The sequence below is a fragment of the Pseudorhodobacter sp. genome, from assembly GCF_030452865.1.
Lineage (GTDB): Bacteria > Pseudomonadota > Alphaproteobacteria > Rhodobacterales > Rhodobacteraceae > Pseudorhodobacter.
Map to the genome: position 1 here is coordinate 1 of NZ_JAKDLJ010000051.1, position 13,943 is coordinate 13,943.

14 protein-coding genes are annotated in these 13,943 nt (G+C 59.9%); 10 read left to right on the forward strand and 4 right to left on the reverse strand.

Annotation, left to right across the window (positions count from 1 at the left end; genetic code table 11):
• The 6 genes from L0H65_RS05070 to L0H65_RS05095 all read left to right on the forward strand — a co-directional run.
• Positions 1–577, forward strand: a 577-nt coding sequence (locus L0H65_RS05070; RefSeq protein ID WP_301457748.1) for an aminotransferase class I/II-fold pyridoxal phosphate-dependent enzyme, incomplete at its 5' end; no start/stop codon positions are given.
• A gap of 23 nt (positions 578–600) precedes the next feature.
• Positions 601–966 carry a bleomycin resistance protein gene (locus L0H65_RS05075; RefSeq protein ID WP_301457749.1) on the forward strand — a complete coding sequence of 122 codons (366 nt, stop codon included), beginning with the start codon at positions 601–603 and terminating at the stop codon, positions 964–966.
• 4 nt (positions 967–970) lie between these two features.
• Positions 971–1,384 carry a hypothetical protein gene (locus L0H65_RS05080; protein ID WP_301457750.1) on the forward strand — a complete coding sequence of 138 codons (414 nt, stop codon included), beginning with the start codon at positions 971–973 and terminating at the stop codon, positions 1,382–1,384.
• Positions 1,385–1,601: 217 nt separating this feature from the next.
• A complete protein-coding gene (locus tag L0H65_RS05085; RefSeq protein WP_301457751.1) occupies positions 1,602–2,879 on the forward strand; it encodes a 4-aminobutyrate--2-oxoglutarate transaminase in 1,278 nt (425 codons plus the stop codon).
• Between the two features lie 129 nt (positions 2,880–3,008).
• Entirely contained in the window at positions 3,009–3,263 is a 255-nt protein-coding gene (locus L0H65_RS05090) for a hypothetical protein (protein WP_301457752.1), read from the forward strand.
• A gap of 225 nt (positions 3,264–3,488) precedes the next feature.
• Entirely contained in the window at positions 3,489–4,277 is a 789-nt protein-coding gene (locus L0H65_RS05095) for an inositol monophosphatase family protein (RefSeq protein WP_301457753.1), read from the forward strand.
• 133 nt (positions 4,278–4,410) lie between these two features.
• On the opposite strand, the gene L0H65_RS05100 is transcribed toward L0H65_RS05095, so the two are convergent.
• Positions 4,411–4,890 (reverse strand): Lrp/AsnC family transcriptional regulator, encoded by a 480-nt coding sequence (locus L0H65_RS05100; protein ID WP_301457761.1) that lies wholly within the window; start codon positions 4,888–4,890, stop codon positions 4,411–4,413.
• 103 nt (positions 4,891–4,993) lie between these two features.
• Between L0H65_RS05100 and putA the strand changes: the two genes are divergently transcribed.
• Together putA and L0H65_RS05110 are read left to right on the forward strand one after the other, a co-directional pair.
• The gene (gene putA / locus L0H65_RS05105; protein WP_301457754.1) at positions 4,994–8,446 is read left to right on the forward strand and encodes a bifunctional proline dehydrogenase/L-glutamate gamma-semialdehyde dehydrogenase PutA; all 3,453 of its coding nucleotides are present in this window, start codon (positions 4,994–4,996) and stop codon (positions 8,444–8,446) included.
• Between the two features lie 83 nt (positions 8,447–8,529).
• Positions 8,530–9,276, forward strand: coding sequence for a rhomboid family intramembrane serine protease (locus L0H65_RS05110; RefSeq protein WP_301457755.1), 747 nt, complete (start codon positions 8,530–8,532; stop codon positions 9,274–9,276).
• Between the two features lie 75 nt (positions 9,277–9,351).
• On the opposite strand, the gene metF is transcribed toward L0H65_RS05110, so the two are convergent.
• A complete protein-coding gene (gene metF / locus L0H65_RS05115; protein WP_301457756.1) occupies positions 9,352–10,221 on the reverse strand; it encodes a methylenetetrahydrofolate reductase [NAD(P)H] in 870 nt (289 codons plus the stop codon).
• A 91-nt stretch (positions 10,222–10,312) separates the two neighbouring features.
• Between metF and L0H65_RS05120 the strand changes: the two genes are divergently transcribed.
• Positions 10,313–11,218, forward strand: coding sequence for a LysR family transcriptional regulator (locus tag L0H65_RS05120; RefSeq protein WP_301457757.1), 906 nt, complete (start codon positions 10,313–10,315; stop codon positions 11,216–11,218).
• Positions 11,219–11,477: 259 nt separating this feature from the next.
• Entirely contained in the window at positions 11,478–11,963 is a 486-nt protein-coding gene (locus tag L0H65_RS05125; RefSeq protein ID WP_301457758.1) for a hypothetical protein, read from the forward strand.
• 19 nt (positions 11,964–11,982) lie between these two features.
• On the opposite strand, the gene L0H65_RS05130 is transcribed toward L0H65_RS05125, so the two are convergent.
• Positions 11,983–12,582, reverse strand: a complete 600-nt coding sequence (locus L0H65_RS05130) for a hypothetical protein (RefSeq protein WP_301457759.1) — start codon at positions 12,580–12,582, stop codon at positions 11,983–11,985.
• Positions 12,575–13,669 carry an OmpA family protein gene (locus L0H65_RS05135; RefSeq protein WP_301457760.1) on the reverse strand — a complete coding sequence of 365 codons (1,095 nt, stop codon included), beginning with the start codon at positions 13,667–13,669 and terminating at the stop codon, positions 12,575–12,577. The genes L0H65_RS05130 and L0H65_RS05135 overlap by 8 nt, the downstream gene beginning before the upstream one ends.
• Positions 13,670–13,943: the final 274 nt, after the last annotated feature.

The window sequence follows — 13,943 nt, forward strand, 5'->3', positions numbered from 1 at the left end:
CCTCGTCTTTGACGATTTCGAATTCTGCACGCCGGCACAGGTGGAGCCGGGGCTTTATGACCGCACCCTGACCTGCAATGGGGTGTCAAAAGCCTATGCCATGACCGGTTGGCGCATCGGTTATGCGGCGGGCCCGGTTGAATTGATCAAGGCGATGGCGAAGATTCAGTCGCAATCCACCTCGAACCCCTGTTCGGTCAGCCAATATGCCGCGTTAGAGGGTTTGACCGGCCCGCAAGGTTTTCTGGATGATAACAAGGTATTATTCCAACGCCGCCGAGATCTGGTGGTTGGGATGCTGTCGAAGGCGAAAGGTATAACCTGCCCGACACCCGAAGGCGCGTTTTACGTTTACCCCGATATTTCCGGCTGCATCGGCAAAACCAGCGCGGGCGGCGCCAAGATCACCGACGATGAAGCGTTTGCGACTGCCCTTCTGGAAGAAACTGGGGTGGCGGTGGTGTTTGGTGCGGCCTTTGGCCTATCGCCCAACTTTCGGGTCAGCTACGCTACTTCGGATGCGGCCCTGACCGAGGCTTGCAGCCGTATTCAAACATTCTGCGCGGGGTTGGTTTAATCCCCCAGCCCGGGGAAGGTGCCATGGCTGACCGGATCACCGCCAATCTGCCCAGCCGGGATTTCAAGGCCACAGCCGCCTTCTATGCGCGGCTGGGCTTTGCCGAGGTGTTTCGTGGCACCGGCTGGATGATCCTGCGACGCGGGCCGCTGGAGTTGGAGTTTTTTCCACACGCCGACCTCGATCCCGCGCAAAGTGCTTTCAGTGCCTGCATCCGACTTGATGACATTGAGGGCCTGTTGCAGGAATGGCGCGGCCTTGGCCTTTCGGTTGACCCGAAGGCCATCCCGCGGCTGACCGGGATATTCCGCCCGTCAGAGGCGCCGCGCATGTTCGCGCTGATTGACCTCGACGGCTCACTTCTGCGCTGCATAGACAACGGGGATTAAGGGAATGGGCGATCTGCCTGACTACTATTTCCGGGTACGGGAAAACGGCGCGCTGGTGTTTCGGGTTGATACCGAAAACCGCCAGCGCCGGATTGAGATGGACCAGATCGCCAGCATCAACATTCGCAACGGCGAGGTGAAACCGCATGGTGACCGCAGCCTCACCCCTGAAGATCTGGCAGAAATCCAAACTTGGATCAGCCAGCGAACCCATCAACTGGCAGAGCGCGAGGTGGATGATATCCTTCGCACGGTCGACCATCTCAACCTGACGACGCAATGGGTGCAAACCCGCGCGCAAGACGACCAACTTGCACAGGTGACGGATGTTTTGCTGTTGGCGATGTTGGACCTGCGCACGGTTCTGGTACGCAAAAAGGCGGATCGGCTGATGAAATCAGAGCCGGATGCCGAATAGGCCGGCAACCGCCCCGAATATTCTACGAATATTTCACTCCGTCCCGAACATGCGCCTGAAAAACCCCCTCAATTCACGATATCAACGCAATATTCTTCGACAACACACGGGGCTGAGCGGTTTTGCGCGCTGATTGCCCGGACCGGCCTGCAAACGCCAGTTGAAGATGCCCCGCAAAACAGGGCAAACTGCGGCCAAATCAAATCGAGGTGAAACCATGTTGAATGCAGATGTAGCCAAGCGCCGGGATGAAGCAATTTCGCGCGGCGTCGGGATGATGACGCAAATCTATGCCGAACGGGCGCTGAATTCCGAAGTCTGGGATATCGAGGGCAACCGCTATATCGACTTCGCTGCTGGCATTGCCGTGGTCAACACCGGCCACTGCCACCCGAGGGTGATGGCGGCCGTAACCGAGCAGTTGGGCCGCTTTACCCACACCTGCCATCAGGTTTTGCCCTATGAGCCTTATATCCGTCTGGCCGAACGCCTGAACGATCTGGTTCCCGGCGATTTCCCGAAGAAGACCATTTTTGTCACCACCGGCGCGGAAGCAGTCGAAAACGCCATCAAGATTGCCCGCGTTGCAACCGGACGCCCGGCGATCATCGCTTTTGGCGGTGCCTTCCATGGCCGTACCTTCATGGGCATGTCGCTGACCGGCAAGGTGGAGCCTTACAAAAAAGGCTTTGGCGCGATGATGCCGGATGTCTATCACATCCCTTTCCCGCAAGATGTACATGGCATTTCCACCGCCGATGCGATGTCGGACCTGAACAAACTGTTCAAATCCGATCTGGACCCGGACCGTGTGGCCGCGATCATCTTTGAACCGGTGCAGGGCGAAGGCGGTTTCTACCCCGCGCCGCCGGACCTGCTGCGCAGCCTGCGCGCGTTTTGCAATGAGCATGGAATCGTGTTGATCGCGGATGAGGTGCAGACCGGCTTTGCCCGCACCGGCACGATGTTTGCGATGCACGGCTATGACGTAGCCGCCGACATCACCACCATGGCGAAGGGTCTGGCGGGTGGTTTGCCTTTGGCGGCGGTGACCGGCCGCGCCGAGTTGATGGACGCAGCGCGCCCTGGCGGCTTGGGCGGCACCTATGCGGGCAACCCGTTGGGCGTTGCCGCTGCACATGCCGTGCTGGATGTGATCGAGGAAGAGCAGCTTTGCGACCGCGCCAATGAACTCGGCAGTCGCCTGCGCCAGAAGCTGGAGGCAATCCGCTCCACCACGCCCGAGGTGATAGATATTCGCGGTCCCGGCTTCATGGTCGCGGTGGAATTCGGCAACCCGACGACCCACGCTCCTGACGCCGACTTCACCAACCGCGTCCGCATGGAAGCGTTGAAGCGGAATCTGATCCTGTTGACCTGTGGCGTTTACGGGAATGTCGTCCGCTTTCTTGCCCCGATCACCATCCCTGACGAACATTTCGCCGAAGCGATGGACATTCTGGAAGAGGCCGTCGCCGCTGCACGCAAGGTTTGATCAACCTAGCGAGGGCGACAAGAAAGGGGGCCGAGCGCCCCCTTTCTATTTTTACAGCCCAATCCCAGAAATCTTTGGAACCAAATTCATGCGGCGGCGTTAACACAACATAATCAATCCGAGGTCACCATGAAAAATCTTCTTCTCGCCCTGCCCATTGTTCTTCTCTCGCTGACCGGATGCCAGACGCGGAATCAGACCACTGCGGCTGGAGCGGTTGCAGGTGGCGTTCTGGGTGCCGCAATTGCGGATGATGCGCTCGCAGGTGCTGCGGTCGGCGCGATTGCCGGCGCTGCCGCATCGACGCTGATCGGGACCGCACCTGGCAACAACCAATGCTATTATCGCAACAGCCGTGGTCAACGCTATGTCGCGCACTGCTAAGGCGATCTGACGCCTTCTTTCCCCTTACTCCCTGCTGCCCCACCTGCCGGACCGTCCCTCTTCAAGGGAAGGTCCGGTATTTTCCGTTGGCAAAGTCGCCCCCCCTGACGGTATCAGTGCCCTGACAGGGCTGACCCGGAATTGCCGCATGCTTCGCGCCATTGCCCTTGGCATCTGACCGGGCCGGGGATATAGGGCGTTGCTTGGATGGAATGGAGCCACTGCATGCAAACCAGCGCGAACCTGAACATGATGAAGAAAGCCGCCCGCAAAGTGGGGCGTGCGCTGGTCAAGGATTTCCGCGAGGTGGAAAACCTTCAGGTCTCAAGCAAGGGTCCAGGCGATTTTGTTACCAAGGCGGACCGTGAGGCCGAGAAGCTTCTGCGCGAAGAACTGCTGGGCGCGCGTCCGACCTATGGCTTTCTGGGCGAGGAAAGTGCGGAGACCGAAGGCGCAGACCCGACGCGGCGCTGGATTGTCGACCCCCTGGACGGGACCACGAACTTCTTGCATGGCTTGCCGCATTGGTGCGTCAGCATTGCGTTGGAACACAAAGGCGAGATTGTCGCCGCCGTGGTTCTGGACGCCGCCAAGGATGAAATGTTCTGGGCCGAAAAAGGCGGTGGCGCATGGATGAATGAAAGCCGGTTGCGGGTGTCGGGACGGCGCCAGATGATCGAGAGCATTTTCGCCACCGGCGTACCGTTTGGCGGCAAGGGAACGCTGCCTGCGACGTTGCAGGACTTGGCGCGGCTTGCTCCCGTCACTGCCGGGGTGCGTAGCTGGGGTTCCGCCGCGCTGAATATGGCTTATGTCGCCGCCGGCCGTTTCGATGGCTATTGGGAGCGCGGGGTGCAGCCTTGGGATATCGCGGCTGGGTTGTTGCTGGTACGCGAGGCGGGCGGCTTTGCTTCTGCGATCCGCGAAGGTGATGATCCGTTGGTCAAAGGGTCTATTGTTTGCGCCAATGAGCCGCTGTTTGATGGCTTTCGCAAGGTGATCCGAGGCGAATAACGCGCTGACGGCGCGCGTTGTGGCGGCGCGGGTTTAGGTATTTGTGCCAAGATGAAATAGCGATGTTGGCGCGGTGCGAGACTGCTTGCATTGATGATTGCAACCGTAGGATGGGCGAAAGCCAACGCTCCCTTCAAGCCACGCCGCTGCCATCCCCAGTCTCCTTCACCGCCTCCATCGCAACATGCGTCGAGGTGGCCGACACGAACGGCAGGGATGATATCTTTTCGCCCAGCACCCGGCGATAGTCCTGAATATCGCCGGTGCGTATCTTCAGCAAATAGTCAAAGCGGCTGGCCATCATGTGGCACTGTTCCACCTCCGGCACAGCAAGCACCGCTTTGTTGAACGCCCGCAAGGCGGCTTCGCGCGTGTCGGACAGCTTGACCTCGACAAAAGCCACATGCGCCTGCCCCATCTTGATCGGGTCAAGTTGGGCGCGGTAAGCGGTGATCACGCCTGCTTCTTCCAGCCGCTTCATCCGTGCCTGCGTCGGCGATTTCGACAGCCCGATGCGGCGGGCAAGCTCGGTTGCACTTATCCGTCCGTCAGCAGCGAGGACGCGCAGAATGGCGGTATCAAATCGGTCGAGGTTTGGCAGGTCTGACGGCATGGATTTCCCCCGGTTATCAGCCAAATTGCCTGCATCCGACAGATAATCGGGACAAACGGCTTTTGACTCTGGCATATATTACGCCAAAGAGGAGGCTTTGCCCATGCCACGCGATTCCATTGACACGTCCTGGACCATCATCGACCGCCAATCCCTGCGCGATGAGGCGCGTTTGATCCATGATCTGATCACCCAGGCGGGCTTGTCGGATGCCGACCGCGCCCGCATCGCCGCCAGCGGGGCCGATCTGGTGCGCGCGATCCGTGCCAGTGCCAAGCCGGGGTTGATGGAGGTGTTCCTCGCCGAATATGGTCTTTCGACCGACGAAGGCATTGCGCTGATGTGTCTGGCGGAGGCGCTTTTGCGGGTGCCGGATGCCGACACCATGGATGCGCTGATCGAGGACAAGATCGCGCCGTCGAACTGGGGCAAGCATCTGGGGCGCTCCGCCTCCAGTCTTGTCAATGCGTCGACCTGGGCCTTGATGCTGACCGGGCGCGTATTGGATGACCGCCAGCCGGGCATCGCCTCCAGCCTGCGGGGGGCTGTGAAACGGTTGGGAGAGCCGGTGATCCGCACAGCCGTTTCCCGCGCGATGAAGGAGATGGGCAAGCAGTTCGTGTTGGGTGAAACCATCGAGGCCGCGATGAAACGCGCGCAGGAGTTGGAGGGGAAGGGTTTCACCTATTCCTATGACATGCTGGGCGAAGCGGCGCGCACTGAACATGACGCGCGGCGCTACCATCTGTCTTATACCGCCGCGATTACCGCCATCGCCAAGGCCGCAAAGTCCAAGGATATTCGCGACAATCCCGGCATTTCGGTCAAGCTGTCGGCGCTGCATCCGCGCTATGAGGTCGCCAAGCGTGAGCGGGTGATGGAGGAACTGGTGCCGCGTGTGCGTGCGTTGGCGGGTCTGGCCAAAGCCGCCGGGTTGGGTTTCAATATTGATGCCGAGGAAGCCGACCGTTTGGCGCTTTCGTTGCAGGTGATCGAGGCGGTTCTGTCCGACAATTCCCTGAAGGGCTGGGAGGGGTTCGGCGTTGTGGTACAGGCATATGGTCGCCGCGCGGGGGCCGTGATCGACTGGCTGTATGGCACAGCAGAGCGTCTGGACCGCAAGATCATGGTGCGCCTGGTCAAGGGAGCCTATTGGGACGCCGAGGTGAAACGCGCGCAGGTGATGGGGCTGGCAAGTTTCCCTGTCTTCACCCGCAAGCAATCCACCGATGTCAGCTATATGGCCAATGCCAAAAAGCTGCTTGGCATGACCGACCGGATTTATCCACAATTCGCCACTCATAACGCCCATACCGTTGCCGCCGTGCTGGATATGGCAACGGACAAACGCGCCTTTGAATTTCAGCGCCTACACGGCATGGGCGAACGCTTGCACGATATCGTGCATGAGCAGGAAGGAACCCGTTGCCGCATTTATGCCCCGGTCGGTGCGCACCGTGATTTGCTCGCCTATCTGGTGCGGCGCTTGCTGGAAAACGGCGCCAACAGCAGTTTCGTCAACCAGATCGTTGATGAGTCGGTTCCGGCAGAGGAAGTTGCGGGCTGCCCGATCGCGGCGGTTCAGGCACTCTCGGCAATCGCGAACCCGATCCTTGCGACCGGGCCCGCGCTCTTTGGCAAACGGCGTAATTCCGAAGGCTGGGATTTGACCGATAGCGCCGATCTGGCGAGGATCGAGGCCGCGCGCGCGCCGTTTGAAAAACAACTTTTTGAGGCGCGGCCAATGTTGGCGGGTCCGGTTGCCGGTGGCCAGCGCTGGGAGGTGAAGAATCCGGCAACCGGCGATGTGGTAGGCCACGTTCTGCCCGCGACCGGCCCGGATGTGGAAACTGCTTTAAGTGCCGCCAAACCATGGGATGCCGCCTCGGCAGAGCGCGCGGCAGTGCTGCGCCGTGCTGCCGACCTGTACGAGGAGAACTTCGGGACGATCTTTGCGCTGCTGGCGCGTGAGGCAGGCAAGACGCTGCTGGATGCTGTTGGCGAATTGCGCGAAGCGGTGGATTTCCTGCGCTACTACGCCGATCAGGGTGAGGTGCTGACCGCCCCGGCGCGCGGCGTGTTCACCTGCATCAGCCCGTGGAACTTCCCGCTCGCCATCTTCTCGGGCCAGATTGCGGCGGCTTTGGTTGCCGGCAATGCGGTGCTGGCAAAACCTGCCGAGCAAACGGGGTTGATCGCGGCCCTTGCGGTGGACCTGCTGCACAAAGCGGGGGTGCCGAAAACCGCGCTGCAACTGCTGCCGGGGGAAGGTGCGGTTGTGGGTGCGGCCCTGACCGGGGATGCACGCGTCAATGGCGTCTGTTTCACCGGGTCCACTGCGACCGCACTGCGCATCCGCGCCACAATGGCGGAGCATATGGAGCCGACAGCACCGCTGATCGCGGAAACCGGCGGGCTGAATGCGATGGTGGTCGACAGCACGGCGCTCCCCGAACAAGCGGTGCGCGATATTCTTGCGTCCTCGTTCCAATCGGCGGGGCAACGCTGTTCGGCGCTGCGTTGCCTTTATTTGCAGGACGATGTTTCAGACACCGTGAAGGAAATGCTGTTTGGCGCCATGGATGATCTGGAAGCCGGAAACCCGTGGGAACTTGTGACCGATGTTGGCCCGGTGATCGACGCCAAGGCGCAAGCCGGGATCCGTGAGTATATTGAGGCGGCGCGGGCAGAAGGCCGGGTGCTGAAAGAAGGCACGGTGCCGAAGGGCGGCACCTTCATTCCACCGACCGTTATTCAGATCAACGGCATTGCCGATATGCCGCGCGAGATCTTCGGTCCCGTCCTGCACATCGCTCCTTGGCGCTCGGGCGGCTTGAACAAGGTTATCGCCGATGTGAACGCGATGGGTTACGGGCTGACCTTTGGCCTGCACAGCCGGATTGATGACAGGGTGGAGCGCGTTGTCAGCCAGATCGAGGTCGGCAATACCTATGTCAACCGCAACCAGATCGGCGCGGTTGTCGGCAGTCAACCCTTTGGCGGTGAAGGACTATCCGGGACAGGGCCAAAGGCGGGCGGGCCAGAATATCTTGCGCGTTTCACCCGACACGATGCGCCAATTCAGGGCGAGGGCAAAGCCGGGTCGTCGGATGCTCCATCAGTTCAAAAGGCACTGACAAAAGCCGCCCCTGCCCGCGCGGCAATCGACGTGAAGGATTTGCCGGGGCCAACTGGCGAATCCAACCGACTTTCCGCCTACCCGCGCTTGCCCTTGCTATGCCTTGGGCCAAGTGAAGCCCAGGCAGCAGCGCAGGCAGATGCCGTGCGCGCGCTTGGCGGTGTGGCGGTTGCCGCCGCCGGGCTTTCACCAGCGGCCTTGACGCGGCTCGATGGTTTCTCCGCAGCGCTTTGGTGGGGAGATGCGACACAAGGCCGGGCCTATGCCAAAGCGCTGGCATCACGCAAATCCGCGATCCTGCCGCTGATTGGTGGCATGCCGGACGCGGCGCATGTTCAACTTGAACGCCACGTCTGCATCGACACCACCGCTTCCGGCGGCAACGCGCAGCTTTTGGCGGAAGTCGGCGAGGCGTGATCTTGGGCGTGTTGCTCTCAATTTAGTTGGCCGCAACACGCACGAGACTTGACGCGAAGGCGCGGATCGGGAAGTTTGGCGCGATGTTTCCGATCCGCGATCATAACCCTTCGGGGCGTGTGCCATATGTGAATTATGCGCTGATCCTGATCAATATCGGGATCTTTTGCCTTTACTCCCTGCTGATCCGCGATGAGAACCAGCTTTCATGGTTTTTTGTCGATTGGGGGTTGGTTCCGCAGGAAGTCATGGCCGGACAGCATCTTTATGGCATCGTAACTTCGATGTTCCTGCATGCTGGCTTCATGCATCTGGCCGGGAACATGCTGTTCTTGTGGATTTTTGGCGACAACCTCGAAGATTTGCTTGGACCGGTCCGCTATGCCGGCTTCTATCTGCTCGGAGGCATGGCGGCGGGGGCGATGCAGATCGCAGCGGGGCCGGAATCGCCGGTGCCGATGATCGGGGCATCGGGGGCGATTGCGGCGGTGATGGGCGGCTATTTGCTGCTGTTCCCGCGCGCGAAAGTTGACGTACTTTTGATCATCGTGATCTTTTTCCGGGTGTTCGCTGTTCCGGCCTGGGTTGTTCTGGGCATCTGGTTCGCCTTGCAACTGTTCAGCGGGGTTTCCACGCCGGGCGAAGGCGATGGCGTCGCCTACTGGGCGCATGCGGGCGGTTTCATTGCCGGTGTGGCAATGATCTTTCCGGTTTGGCTTGGGCTTGGTGGGGCCAGTTTCTGGAACCAGAATGAAGGAAAACCACCGCATCCCGAAGCGACTTATACCCTTGGCCGCAGCAGCATCCCGCGAGTCGCGCGGCGCAAATAGGACTTGGTTCTGGTCAAAAGAAAAGGGCGGCCTGCGCCGCCCCAGTATTGAACCGTCAGGGTCCAGGAAAGTCGATCAAGCGACGTTTTGCAACGCGATTTGCGGGCTCACACCCAGCGCATGGCACACCTGCCGCGTCAGATGGGGTTTGTTGAGCGTGTAGAAATGCAGGTCGTCCACACCTTCGGACATCAGCGTATCGCACAACTCCGTGCAAAGTGCGGTTGCCAGCAACTCCTCCCGCCCATCGCGCTTGGCGGAGGCGAAGGCGTCATCGAGCCATGCGGGAATTTGAGTGCCGCAGCGCGCTGCGAATTTCCGGGTGCCGTCCCAGGACTGGATCGGCAGGATACCCGGAATGATCGGGGCAATGATGCCTTCTTTGACACAGGCATCGCGGAACCGCAGGAAGGTTTCCGCCTCGAAGAAAAACTGCGTCATCGCGGAACTTGCACCCGCGTCGATTTTGCGCTTGAGCCAGCGCACATCCGCCAACGTATCCGCAGCATCGGGGTGCGGCTCCGGGTAGGCACCGACGCGCAGCTTGAATTTGCCGGTTGCGGCAAGCGCCTCAATCAGTTCGACCGAGGACGTGAAACCATCGTCATGTGCGGTAAAACGCTCGCTACCTTTTGGGGCATCGCCGCGCAAGGCGACAATCTCGGTCACACCAGCGGCGGCATAGCTTTCAGCGATTTCCATTGTCTCCGCACGGGTTGCATCAACGCAGGTCAGATGTGCCGCGACGTTCAGGCCGTAGTTGTTGGCAATCGCGCCAACCGCCTCATGCGTCAGCTTGCGTGTGGTGCCGCCCGCCCCGTAGGTGACTGACACAAAATCAGGGTTCAGCGGCGCCAACATCTGCACCGTTTCCCACAGGCGGAAAGACGCATCCAGCGTCTGCGGCGGAAAAAACTCAAACGAGATGTTCGGTGTCTTGGTCATGGCTGACTCCTAGGCTGGCACCCCTTGTCGCCGATTCCGTCATGTGAGACAATTTCATAATTCTAATCATGTTTATGAGGATGACCGCATAATGCACATTGAATTCCGCCATCTGCGCACCATCCGCGCCATTCATCAGGCCGGAGGTCTGGCGCGGGCGGCCGATATGCTGAACATGACGCAATCGGCGCTTTCGCATCAAGTCAAGGGCTTGGAGGATCAGGCCGGGGTGGAACTGTTCGTGCGCCGATCCAAACCGCTGAAACTGTCGGCGGCGGGCCTGCGGATGCTGCGGTTGTCAGAACGGATCCTGCCTGAGATCGACGCGCTAGAGGAGGAGTTTCGCGGCCTTCGATCCGGCAAATCTGGGCGGTTGCATATCGCTATTGAATGTCACGCTTGCTTTGAATGGCTATTCCCGGTGCTGGAACTGTTTCGTCGGGCGTGGCCAGAGGTGGATGTCGACATCCGCGCCGGATTGGCGTTTGAGGCACTGCCTGCCCTGCAACGCGAGGAGGTCGATCTGGTGATCTCATCCGATCCGATTGATCTGGCGAATGTGGTTTTCAATCCGCTATTTGACTATCACCCGATGTTTGTCGCGGCTGCGCAGAACCCGCTTGCCGCGAAAACAGTCATCGAGGCCGAGGATTTCCGTGACCAGTTGCTGATCACCTATCCGGTCACCCGCGACAAGCTGGACGTTTTTACTGAACTTCTTACCCCCGCCAAGATCGAGCCGCGCGGCACGCGGGCGGTGGAGTTGACTGCGGTGATCCTGATGTTGGTGGCCTCCAACCGGGGGGTGTCGGTGCTGCCCGATTGGGTATTACGCGATCTGCGCAGCCACGCCGACTATATCACCCGTCCCCTCGGACCGGGCGAGATTACCAAACGGCTCTATGCAGCGACCCGCACGGAGGATGCGACCAAACCGTTCATGGCGCATTTTCTGAAACTCGGCCGCAGCGAGCCGGTGAAATTGCAGCGCGGATAGCGCCCTCTTGCACCGAACCGGCGCAATCCGGCTTTTCGCTGCATTTGTGCTTGGCCCGAATCCGGCAAAGCGGTATCCTGATGGTGATGCAATTTTCGCAGCGCCGCGTCGTTTTGCGGTGAACGGCTTTTTTCAAGACCCAACCGGGCCAATAGTCGGCGCCCAAAGCCCGAGAAGAGGCCGTTGGCGTATTACAGCGGCGAGCCGAGCCAATTCATGGCGCGGTTGGCGGCAAAAGACTTTTATGTGAGGAATCACAATGGGAAAATTAACACAGACACTCTCAAATCTGCACACCACATTGCCACTGATAGCGGAGCAGACTACGCGGCCCGATGCCGCGCGGGATTTCACCGCAGGGTTTTATGCGCTCTATACGGCTCAGGCGGCCGGATTGCCGCCCGACGATCGAGCTGAGGTGGAGCGGTTCCTGACCGGCTCCGCTCATCTGATCGAACCAGCGCTGCCGTTTCTGGATTACAACCTGACAGAGCGGATCGAGGCGCGCCTCGCCTCGGGGGCGCAAAGTGACGACTGGCCGATCATTTGCGAATTGCGCAGCACTCTCGAAGCGCTGAAAGAGCTTTACGCGCCACTTCTGCCGATGGACGACCTGATCCCGGATGATGAGGCGTTGGATACCGCATTGAAGGCCCATGCGAGACCCGGAACCACGGGCGGCACGGCACCGAAAGGTGTTCCGGACGAGCATTGGTGGTGGAAAAACGTTCAAACCGCCGAATGATACGGTGACGGGCGGGCGGTCATTGACATCCTTCAAGCGCAAAGGTCAGCAACGCTGCCTTGAACGCCCCGCCATAGGGATGCAGCTTTGCAAGCGAATGTGGGCCGTTCGGGCCGGTATAGGTGGCCCCTTGGGTGCAAAGCGCCTCTTTCGTCCATTGGTGGCAATTTGAGCAGGTCTGGTTTTTCCACATATTTTCCGGAATACCTTCGATCGGTGGAAAAAGCGGTGATCCTTTGATCAGTTCCGCAATGGTTTTGCCATCAACCGGCGTTCCCGGCGAATGCAACTGCGTTTCAAACCCGATGCCGGTCTGGCTGGCTGTCGTTCCCGGCTCCGGGCTTGCGACGGTGGTTTCTGGCAGCGCTGCAGTGGGTTCTTCCGTTGTTTTCGCCGTCCCTGCCTGCGTCGCCCACTCCAGTTCAAATCGTGCGATTTCGGCAAAGACCCCGTTAGGGTATTGTGACAGATAGGCCCGATAATCCGCCGCAATGCCGGATTGTTGCGCGGTCTGAAAAATCGCTGCCTCCGCCGCATCCGGTTGTGCGGTTTGCGCCCATAGCGGGGCCGACAGTGACAGCGCCAACGTCACGGCCAGAACCAAATTCCCGTCAGCCATTGTTCATCACCGAAAACCCGATGCGCCGGTTGCGGCCTCGGCCCTCTTCTGTCGCATTATCCGACACCGGTTGCGACTCACCATAGCCGACGGCGTGGAACCGCTGCGCCTCAATCCCCTTTTCGGTCAGGTAACGGGCAACGGATTGCGCCCGCGCCTCCGATAGCTTTTGATTGGCGGCGTCAGAGCCGATGTCATCGGTATGGCCTCCCACCTCAATCATCAGTCCCGGACAGCGTTGGACGATATCAACGATGCTGTCGAGGATTGCAAAACTCTTGTCGTCCAGCCGCGCGGACGCCGAGCGAAAAAAGATATTGCCCGAGCGGGAGAGGATTTCGAACCGGCCCTTGCAGCCCTCCAGATCGAAATTGCCTGCGGTCTCCAACGCGGTCGCGGCGGGTTTAGCGCCGATTTCCGGCTGCGCGGGTTTCGCCCCGTCCGCGTCCCTGTTGAAGATGAAATCAAACGACACCGTGGCGGAGGGGATGATAACCACACCCGCCGCATCCTGCAATTTGCCGATGCCTTCGGTCAGATTGTAGTCGGCGGCGGGCACCACGATGGGCGCGCTGCTTGACACCGCAACGCGATCATCGCTGAGCAAGGTGACAAAGACATTCGCCTCCATCTGTTTTTGTACGCCGTGCAAGTCCAGCGTGAAGGGCAAATCCAGCGATTTGCGGCGGGTTTGCGCCAGATCCGCAAGAGCGGCGGGGTTGATGGTCGCAGAGATCACCGCCTCGGGAAACTGGAACGTCTCAAAGAACAAGAACCGCATCCGGACATTGCGCAGGTCAATTGTCGTATCCACCGAATCGAGGGCAACCCGAACGACCGCATTGCCCCCCGGATCAATGCTGCCGGCAAGTGTCGCAAAACTGCTGGATTCCACCTTGGTTACGTTTTTCACCGACTGGAACCGCAGGGCCGAGGCAGCCGCATCCAATTGCCACCCCCGGTCAAAAGGCGCGGTCTGCGCCGAGGCGCTGCCCAACATACAAAGAACCGTCAGGAGAAGCGAACACAGAGCCATATGCGGCAACGCGACGAAGCCCCTATATGCCGAATTTCTGCCGCCCTGCATCTGCAATATCCTTGTTCAAAATGGCCTTTACCAAAGTTCGAAACCTGCACTGCCAACGTCCCGGCCGCCTACTGAAAACCAGCGGCCAACATAAACCTGTCGGAAAAGACGATGGCTTGAAAAACAAATCGTAGGGCGAGGCACCCCTTCGCTGCAACCGTATAATACCGGAATGATTGCCCTTCACGCAAGTTTGTTGCGGCCGGTTCGCGCGTGGTGGCCGCTGTGGGAATCGAACCCACACGCTCGTTTCCAAGCAACGGATTTTAAGTCC

What these genes read in the sequence shown, in the direction of transcription:
- L0H65_RS05075 (WP_301457749.1), top strand. Translation starts at nt 601, where the DNA reads ATGGCTGACCGGATCACCGCCAATCTGCCCAGCCGGGATTTCAAGGCC.
- L0H65_RS05080 (WP_301457750.1), top strand. Translation starts at nt 971, where the DNA reads ATGGGCGATCTGCCTGACTACTATTTCCGGGTACGGGAAAACGGCGCG.
- L0H65_RS05085 (WP_301457751.1), top strand. Translation starts at nt 1,602, where the DNA reads ATGTTGAATGCAGATGTAGCCAAGCGCCGGGATGAAGCAATTTCGCGC.
- L0H65_RS05090 (WP_301457752.1), top strand. Translation starts at nt 3,009, where the DNA reads ATGAAAAATCTTCTTCTCGCCCTGCCCATTGTTCTTCTCTCGCTGACC.
- L0H65_RS05095 (WP_301457753.1), top strand. Translation starts at nt 3,489, where the DNA reads ATGCAAACCAGCGCGAACCTGAACATGATGAAGAAAGCCGCCCGCAAA.
- L0H65_RS05100 (WP_301457761.1), bottom strand. Translation starts at nt 4,890, where the DNA reads ATGCCGTCAGACCTGCCAAACCTCGACCGATTTGATACCGCCATTCTG.
- putA (WP_301457754.1), top strand. Translation starts at nt 4,994, where the DNA reads ATGCCACGCGATTCCATTGACACGTCCTGGACCATCATCGACCGCCAA.
- L0H65_RS05110 (WP_301457755.1), top strand. Translation starts at nt 8,530, where the DNA reads ATGTTTCCGATCCGCGATCATAACCCTTCGGGGCGTGTGCCATATGTG.
- metF (WP_301457756.1), bottom strand. Translation starts at nt 10,221, where the DNA reads ATGACCAAGACACCGAACATCTCGTTTGAGTTTTTTCCGCCGCAGACG.
- L0H65_RS05120 (WP_301457757.1), top strand. Translation starts at nt 10,313, where the DNA reads ATGCACATTGAATTCCGCCATCTGCGCACCATCCGCGCCATTCATCAG.
- L0H65_RS05125 (WP_301457758.1), top strand. Translation starts at nt 11,478, where the DNA reads ATGGGAAAATTAACACAGACACTCTCAAATCTGCACACCACATTGCCA.
- L0H65_RS05130 (WP_301457759.1), bottom strand. Translation starts at nt 12,582, where the DNA reads ATGGCTGACGGGAATTTGGTTCTGGCCGTGACGTTGGCGCTGTCACTG.
- L0H65_RS05135 (WP_301457760.1), bottom strand. Translation starts at nt 13,669, where the DNA reads ATGCAGGGCGGCAGAAATTCGGCATATAGGGGCTTCGTCGCGTTGCCG.